The organism is Acidovorax sp. (genome assembly GCF_046339755.1).
Classification (GTDB): domain Bacteria; phylum Pseudomonadota; class Gammaproteobacteria; order Burkholderiales; family Burkholderiaceae_C; genus Acidovorax.
This window is the reverse complement of sequence record NZ_JBKDTZ010000027.1, coordinates 1-6,459: the sequence shown is the minus strand read 5'-3', so window position 1 is coordinate 6,459 and position 6,459 is coordinate 1. Positions and strand designations below refer to the sequence as shown.

Genomic DNA, 6,459 nt, shown 5'->3' with positions numbered 1-6,459 from the left:
GGGACGTGGCGCTCATGGCCGACTGGATCTGCGGCGCCAACGAAGCCGATTTCCACATGACCGGGGTCAACTGGGGCCGTGACCTGCCCGAGCCCGACGCCGTGGCCGACCTGCGCAACGTCGTGGCAGGCGATGCCTCGCCCGACGGCAAAGGGGAACTGGCGATCGAGCGCGGTATCGAAGTGGGCCATGTGTTCTACCTCGGTACCAAGTACAGCCGCGCCATGAATGCCACCTTCCTCGACGAGAACGGCAAGCCCCAGCCGCTGGAGATGGGCTGCTACGGCATCGGCATCACGCGCCGGCCAGCCGCCGCCATCGAACAGAACCATGACGAGCGCGGCAACATCTGGCCCGACGCCATTGCCCCCTTCACCGTGGTGATCTGCCCCATCGGCATGGACCGCAGCGAGGAAGTCAAGGCCGCGGCCGATAAGCTCTATGCCGAATTCCTCGCCCAAGGCGTGGACGTGCTGCTCGACGACCGCGGCGAGCGCCCTGGCGCGATGTTCGCCGACTGGGAGCTGATCGGCGTGCCCCACCGGGTGGTGATCGGCGACCGTGGCCTCAAGGAAGGCCATGTCGAATACCAGCACCGCCGCGACAGCGCCGCCACCAAGGTGGCGATCACCGACATTTGGGCCCACGTGAAGGGCCGCATGGCGGTATGAGCGGCGAGGGGGTGGACGCATTGAACGGGCTGGGCACCGGGCTGTCGCGGCGCAACTGCCTGGTGGCCGCCGCGTCGCTGGCGGCTCCCTCGGCCTGGCTGGTTGCGCCCACGGCGGCGCACGCTGGCGGCCAGCTCGAAGAGCCCCTGATGGACTCGGTGCGCACCGCGCTGAGCTCCGCCATCGCCAACCAGGCCCCGCCCGAGCCCGAATTCTTCACCACCGACACCCGCCTGCATTACGTGCGCTGGCTGGCCGCGATGAGCGACCGCCTGCGCCGGCGCAAGCCCGAGTGGGAGGTGCGCCGCGACTTTCTGCAGACCGTCTGGTACGAGTCCAAGCGCGCCGGGCTCGACGTGTCCCTGGTGCTCGGCCTGATCCAGGTGGAGAGCGGCTTCCGCAAGTTCGCCGTTTCCAGCGTGGGCGCGCGCGGCTACATGCAGGTCATGCCGTTCTGGACACGCGTGATCGGCGATGGCGATGCCGGCAAGCTCTTTCATATGCAGACCAACCTGCGCTTTGGCTGCGTGATCCTGCGCCACTACATCGACCGCGAGCGCGGCGATTTGTTCATGGCGCTGGGCCGTTACAACGGCAGCCGGGGGCGTCCACCCTATCCGAATGCCGTATTCGGTGCCCAGCGCAGCTGGGAATACGTCGACCGGCCAGCGGCTGGCTGATCTCTCGCGGGAGCTAGACGATGGTTCCTGGCGTGTTCGCGTTGTCCTGGCCTCCCGCCTGCGACAGGCGCGAAACCATCACCTGATCGATGCGGTAGCTGTCCACGTCCAGCACCTCGACTTTGTAGCCGCCCCAGCTCACGCTGTCCGTGCGGCGCGGTACGCGGCGCAGCATCACCATTAAAAAGCCGGCCAGCGTCTCGTACTCCTCGGCATGGGGCAGTTCGTCGAGCGATAGGGCGCGCAGCACGTCGCCGATGGGCGTCACGCCGTCGATGAGCCACGAGTTCTCGTCGCGCCGCACGATCTGCTCCTCGTCCAGCGGCGAGACCAAGTCGCCCATCACCGTGCTCATCACATCGTTGAGGGTCACCACACCCACCACCAGGCTGTATTCATTGACGATGACCGCAAAGTCCTCGTGCACCTGGCGGAACTGCTCCAGCACCTCCGACAAGGTGAGCCGGTCCGGCACGATCAGCACCTTGCGCACCAGGCTGTCGTCGGCCAGCGAGATGGGCTGGTTGTTGAGCACGCGCTGGAACAGGTCCTTGGCGTCCACATAGCCCACCACGTGATCGATGTCGCCCTCGCACACCGGGTAGGTGGAGAACGGCTCGGCCGCAATGCGCAGGCGTATCACCGAATCGGGCTCGTCGCGCAGGAAGAAGGACACCCGGTCGCGCTGCGACATGGCGCTCGACACGGTGCGCGTATCGAGCTCAAACACATTCGTGATCACCTGTTGCTCGCGCGCCGCCAGCACGCCGGCGCGCGTGCGGGCCTCCATCATGGCCAGGATGTCGTCCGAGGTGATGCGGTCGTCGCGCAGCGACGACAGCCCGAGCACGCGGAACAGCGCATCTGCCAGCCGGCTGTAGAACCAGACCACTGGGCGCAGCAGGGTCATGCACCAGGCCATGGGCTCGGCCAGGCGCACCACCAGCCGCTCGGGTTCGGCCATTCCCAGGCGCTTGGGGAACAGGTCGGCAAACAGGATGAACAGCGAGGTGATGACCAGGAACGAGGCCAGGAAGCCCACCGTCTGTGCATGGCCCTCGCTCAGCCACCAGCCGAACAGCATGCTGAAGTGCGGGCTCAGCGCCCCCTCGCCGACGATGCCGCCGAGGATGGCCACCGCGTTCTGCCCCACTTGCACCACCGTGAAATAGTCGCCCGGGTGCTCCTGCATGCGCAGCACGCGGTCTGCGCGTGCATCGCCCTCGTCGGCCATCTGCCGCAGCCGCAGGCGGCGTGCGGCCGCCAGCGAAATTTCGGCCATGGAGAAGAAGGCGCTGGCTGCAATCAGCAGCCCGATCACGAAAAAGCTTTGGGTAAGACTCATGGAAGGCGACAGAGCGTGGCGCTGTGGCACACCGGGCTACAGAGTGTATCTGCCTGCCCGGCGCACCAAGGCGCCCATTGCGGGCCTCCGCCTACTGCACGAAGCCGATGCGCCCGCGCCCGGCGGCGGCCCGCGGCAGGTCGGCCACCTCCACCGTGGAACGCCGGTCCAGCCGGGCGTTGCCAAAGCCCGTCATCAGCGCACGGCGCATCTCGCGCGGCGGCATCGTGGCCAGCAGGTCCAGCACGTCGCCCTGGGGCTCGGGGTCGATCAGGCGGCCCCAGTCGTGTCCCGCGCGTATGCCCTGGTACAGGTTGCGTGCAATGGTGCGGGCCTGCGCCAGTGTGGGCGCCTCCACCTCGAACACGTTCATGCGGTTCAGGATGGGGTCGGGAATGCCGCGCGTGTCGTTGGCCGTGGTGATCCAGATGACCTGGCTTGCGTCGATGGCCACCTCGGCGAACTCATCGGTGAAGCTCTGCGCCGTGTCGTGCTCCAGCAGGCTGTAAAGCGCGCCCAGCGGGTCGTACTGCGCATCGGATGCGGCCTTGTCGATCTCGTCGACCACGATCACGGGGTTGGCGTACTCGCCCTCCACCAGCGCTTCGAACACCTTGCCGGGCCGTGCGCCCTTCCATTGCGCGGACGAGCCCGAGAGCAGCCAGCCCGCGGTCATGGAACTCATGGGCAACAGGTTCATGCCCGTGCCCAGCAGTTCGGCCAGGTGCCGCGCGAAGTGGGTCTTGCCGATGCCCGGCGGGCCCAAAAGTAGCATGGGTGTCACTTCTAGGCCGTCGCTGCTGTCCTGCGCCAGGGCCACATGGCGCTTAACATCGTCCAGCACGTCGGTGAAGTTGGGCAATTGTTCGTAGAGGCTGGCCATGTCGGGCACGCCCGAGGGCTTGACCTGGAAGCGCTCCGGTCCGCGTTCGAGCATGCGCTCGTATACGGTGCGCAGGGATTCGTACTCGCGCTGGTTGCCCGACTCCTGCAGCCGTGAGAGCTTGCGCTCCACATCGCCGGGGTGGAACACGTTGCGCATCTGGGCCACCGGCAGGCGCAGGGCGGGGGTGTGGGGAACAAGGCTATGGCCGGTCATCGCATGCTCCTTGGTGAGTTGCAAAAGCGTCACATCTCGCAAGCATTCAAGCACACAACATGCCCGACGAAATGCAGGACAAGCCCTGACAACGCCTTGTGTTGCCAGAAAACACAAAGCCGCCCGTGGGCGGCTTCTTGGCAAGCGAGGAATCGCTTATTCGCCGGTGCCCAGCACCTGCGTGAGTTCGCCCGACTCGTACATTTCCATCATGATGTCCGAGCCGCCGATGAACTCACCCTTCACGTACAGTTGCGGGATGGTGGGCCACTGGCTGTATTCCTTGATGCCCTGGCGGATCTCGTCGTCCTCGAGCACGTTCACGGTGACCACAGTCTTGGGATCCACACCGCTGGCCTTGAGGATCTGGATCGCGCGGCCCGAGAAGCCGCACATGGGGAAGCTGGCGTTGCCCTTCATGAACAGCAGGATGTCGCTGGATTTCACGAGGGCGTCGATGCGTTGCTGGGTGTCGCTCATGGGAATACTCCTTCAAAGGGGCGGGCGGGCCTCCGCGGCCCGCAATACCGCGATTATTTCATTCCTGGCCATTGTCCGCCCGAGCAGCGTGCGATGCCTGCCAGGTCCATGCGGCTTTGCACCTGCTCGAAGCCCCGCTCGCGCAGCAGCGCGCACACGGCTTGCGCCTGGTCATGGCCGTGCTCCAGCAGCAGCCAGCCGCCGGGGAGCAGATGGTCCGGGGATTGCACCACAATGGTGCGTATATCGTCCAGCCCGTCCTCGCCACTGGCCAGGGCCGCAAGCGGTTCGTGGGTCAGCGCCGCCAGATGCGGGTCGGCGGCGGGAATATAGGGTGGGTTCGAGACAATGGCGTCAAAGCGTCCATCCACGCCATGCAGCCAGTTGGCCTGCACAAACCGTACGGGCAGAGCCAGTCGCGCGGCATTGGCCTGCGCCACGGCCAGCGCGTCCGCACTGGCATCCACCGCCAGCACCTGGGCGGCGGCGCATTGGTGCTGCAGGGCCAGCGCGATGGCGCCGCTGCCTGTGCCCAGGTCCACCACGTGCGGAGCGGGCAGGGGTGTGATGAGCTTGAGCGCCCAGTCCACCAGGGTCTCGGTGTCGGGACGCGGGTCCAGCACGCGTGCGTCCACGGACAGGGGCAGGCCGTAGAACTCCTTGGTGCCGGTGAGGTAGGCCACCGGCTCTCCTGCCGTGCGGCGCAGGCACAGCGCCTGGAAGCGCTGCGCTGTTTCGGGCGACAGCGCGTCGGTGTCGTGCGCCAGCAGCCAGGCGCGGTCGGTACCGGCCCGGCCCACCGCCTGCAGCAGCAGCAGTTGCGCGTCGATGCGCGCCAGGCCCAGGGTGCGGGCCTGGCCCAGGGCATCGGCCACGGTGGCGGGCGGGTTGGCGGTGGTGTCGTCCATGGCGGGCAGGGCGTTGCAGGGGATCAGACCGCCGCGCTGGTCTCCAGTTCCTCAAGCTGCTCGGCCTCACGCGCATGGGCCAGGGCTTCGAGCACATCGCCCAGGTCACCTTCCATCACCAGCAGCAGCTTGTACAGCGTGAGGTTGATGCGGTGGTCCGTGAGCCGGCCCTGCGGGAAGTTGTAGGTGCGGATGCGGTCGCTGCGGTCACCGCTGCCGATCAGGCCCTTGCGCAGCGCGGCTTCCTTGGCGGCGCGCTCGCTGCGCTCCTTTTCCTGGATGCGTGCCTGCAGCACCTGCAGCGCCTTGGCCTTGTTGCTGTGCTGGCTGCGGCCGTCCTGGCATTCGGCGACGATGCCGGTGGGCAGGTGCACCACGCGCACGGCCGAATCGGTCTTGTTGATGTGCTGGCCGCCGGCGCCGCTGGCGCGGAAGGTGTCGATGCGCAGGTCCGCCGGGTTGAGCTTGATGGCCTCGGTCTCGTCGGGCTCGGGCATCACCGCCACGGTGCAGGCGCTGGTATGGATGCGGCCCTGCGTTTCGGTCGCGGGCACGCGCTGCACGCGGTGGCCGCCGGACTCGAACTTGAGGTGGCCGTAGACATTGTCGCCCTCGATGCGCAGCACGATTTCCTTGTAGCCCCCGAGTTCGGCCGCGTTCTCGCTCACCACCTCGACTTTCCAACCCACGTTGGCGGCATAGCGCGAGTACATGCGCGTGAGGTCCCCCGCGAACAGGGCCGACTCGTCACCGCCGGTGCCGGCACGGATTTCCAGGAAGGCGTTGCGGCTGTCATCCGGATCCTTGGGCAGCAGCAGTCGTTGCAGCTCGTCTTCCAGTTCCACCAGTTCGGCTTCGGCACTGGTGATTTCCTCCTGCGCCATCTCGGCCATGTCGGGGTCGGCGAGCATCTCGCGGGCGCCGGCAAGGTCGGCCTCGCGCTGCTGGTAGCGGGCATAGCGGCCGGCCACCTGGGTGACTTCGGCGTGCTCGCGCGAGATCAGGCGGTACTGCGCCATGTCGCCCATGATGTCCTCGCGCGAGAGCAGGAAATCGAGTTCGCCCAGGCGCTGGGCATAGCGTTCCAGCTGGTTTCGGAGAAAGGTCTTCATGCGGTGCCAAAAAGTGGGGAGGGGGCTGCGCTTTCGCAGCGGATGCTGCCGGTAGCGGACAGCGGGCCGGTGGGGCGGCGGTCGCCGCTACAGGCCGTTGTGCTTGCTTTGCGAGCGCAGGAACTGGCGCGAGACGGTCTGCGCCGTCTGGGCACGCATCTCGG

The 6,459-nt window shown here is 67.1% G+C and carries 7 protein-coding genes; 2 read left to right on the top strand and 5 right to left on the bottom strand.

Annotation, left to right across the window (positions count from 1 at the left end):
* The coding region (locus tag ACK59X_RS02430; RefSeq protein WP_409954860.1) for a His/Gly/Thr/Pro-type tRNA ligase C-terminal domain-containing protein at positions 1-671 on the top strand (671 nt) is incomplete at its 5' end.
* Positions 668-1,351, top strand: coding sequence for a lytic transglycosylase domain-containing protein (locus tag ACK59X_RS02425; protein WP_409954858.1), 684 nt, complete (start codon positions 668-670; stop codon positions 1,349-1,351). The genes ACK59X_RS02430 and ACK59X_RS02425, both read left to right, overlap by 4 nt.
* Before the next feature lie 13 nt (positions 1,352-1,364).
* Here ACK59X_RS02425 and ACK59X_RS02420 read toward each other — a convergent pair whose 3' ends face one another.
* From ACK59X_RS02420 to prfA, 5 genes are all read right to left on the bottom strand, one after another.
* A complete protein-coding gene (locus ACK59X_RS02420; RefSeq protein WP_409954857.1) occupies positions 1,365-2,696 on the bottom strand; it encodes a hemolysin family protein in 1,332 nt (443 codons plus the stop codon).
* Between the two features lie 91 nt (positions 2,697-2,787).
* Complete coding sequence (locus tag ACK59X_RS02415; RefSeq protein WP_409954855.1) at positions 2,788-3,795, bottom strand: AAA family ATPase; 1,008 nt, start codon at positions 3,793-3,795, stop codon at positions 2,788-2,790.
* A gap of 156 nt (positions 3,796-3,951) precedes the next feature.
* Entirely contained in the window at positions 3,952-4,275 is a 324-nt protein-coding gene (gene grxD / locus ACK59X_RS02410; RefSeq protein ID WP_409954853.1) for a Grx4 family monothiol glutaredoxin, read from the bottom strand.
* A gap of 53 nt (positions 4,276-4,328) precedes the next feature.
* A complete protein-coding gene (gene prmC / locus ACK59X_RS02405; protein ID WP_409954851.1) occupies positions 4,329-5,183 on the bottom strand; it encodes a peptide chain release factor N(5)-glutamine methyltransferase in 855 nt (284 codons plus the stop codon).
* A gap of 23 nt (positions 5,184-5,206) precedes the next feature.
* A complete protein-coding gene (gene prfA / locus ACK59X_RS02400; RefSeq protein WP_409954849.1) occupies positions 5,207-6,295 on the bottom strand; it encodes a peptide chain release factor 1 in 1,089 nt (362 codons plus the stop codon).
* Positions 6,296-6,459: the final 164 nt, after the last annotated feature.

Coding starts and splice junctions, on each gene's coding strand:
- ACK59X_RS02425 (WP_409954858.1), top strand. CDS start 668: ATGAGCGGCGAGGGGGTGGACGCATTGAACGGGCTGGGCACCGGGCTG.
- ACK59X_RS02420 (WP_409954857.1), bottom strand. CDS start 2,696: ATGAGTCTTACCCAAAGCTTTTTCGTGATCGGGCTGCTGATTGCAGCC.
- ACK59X_RS02415 (WP_409954855.1), bottom strand. CDS start 3,795: ATGACCGGCCATAGCCTTGTTCCCCACACCCCCGCCCTGCGCCTGCCG.
- grxD (WP_409954853.1), bottom strand. CDS start 4,275: ATGAGCGACACCCAGCAACGCATCGACGCCCTCGTGAAATCCAGCGAC.
- prmC (WP_409954851.1), bottom strand. CDS start 5,183: ATGGACGACACCACCGCCAACCCGCCCGCCACCGTGGCCGATGCCCTG.
- prfA (WP_409954849.1), bottom strand. CDS start 6,295: ATGAAGACCTTTCTCCGAAACCAGCTGGAACGCTATGCCCAGCGCCTG.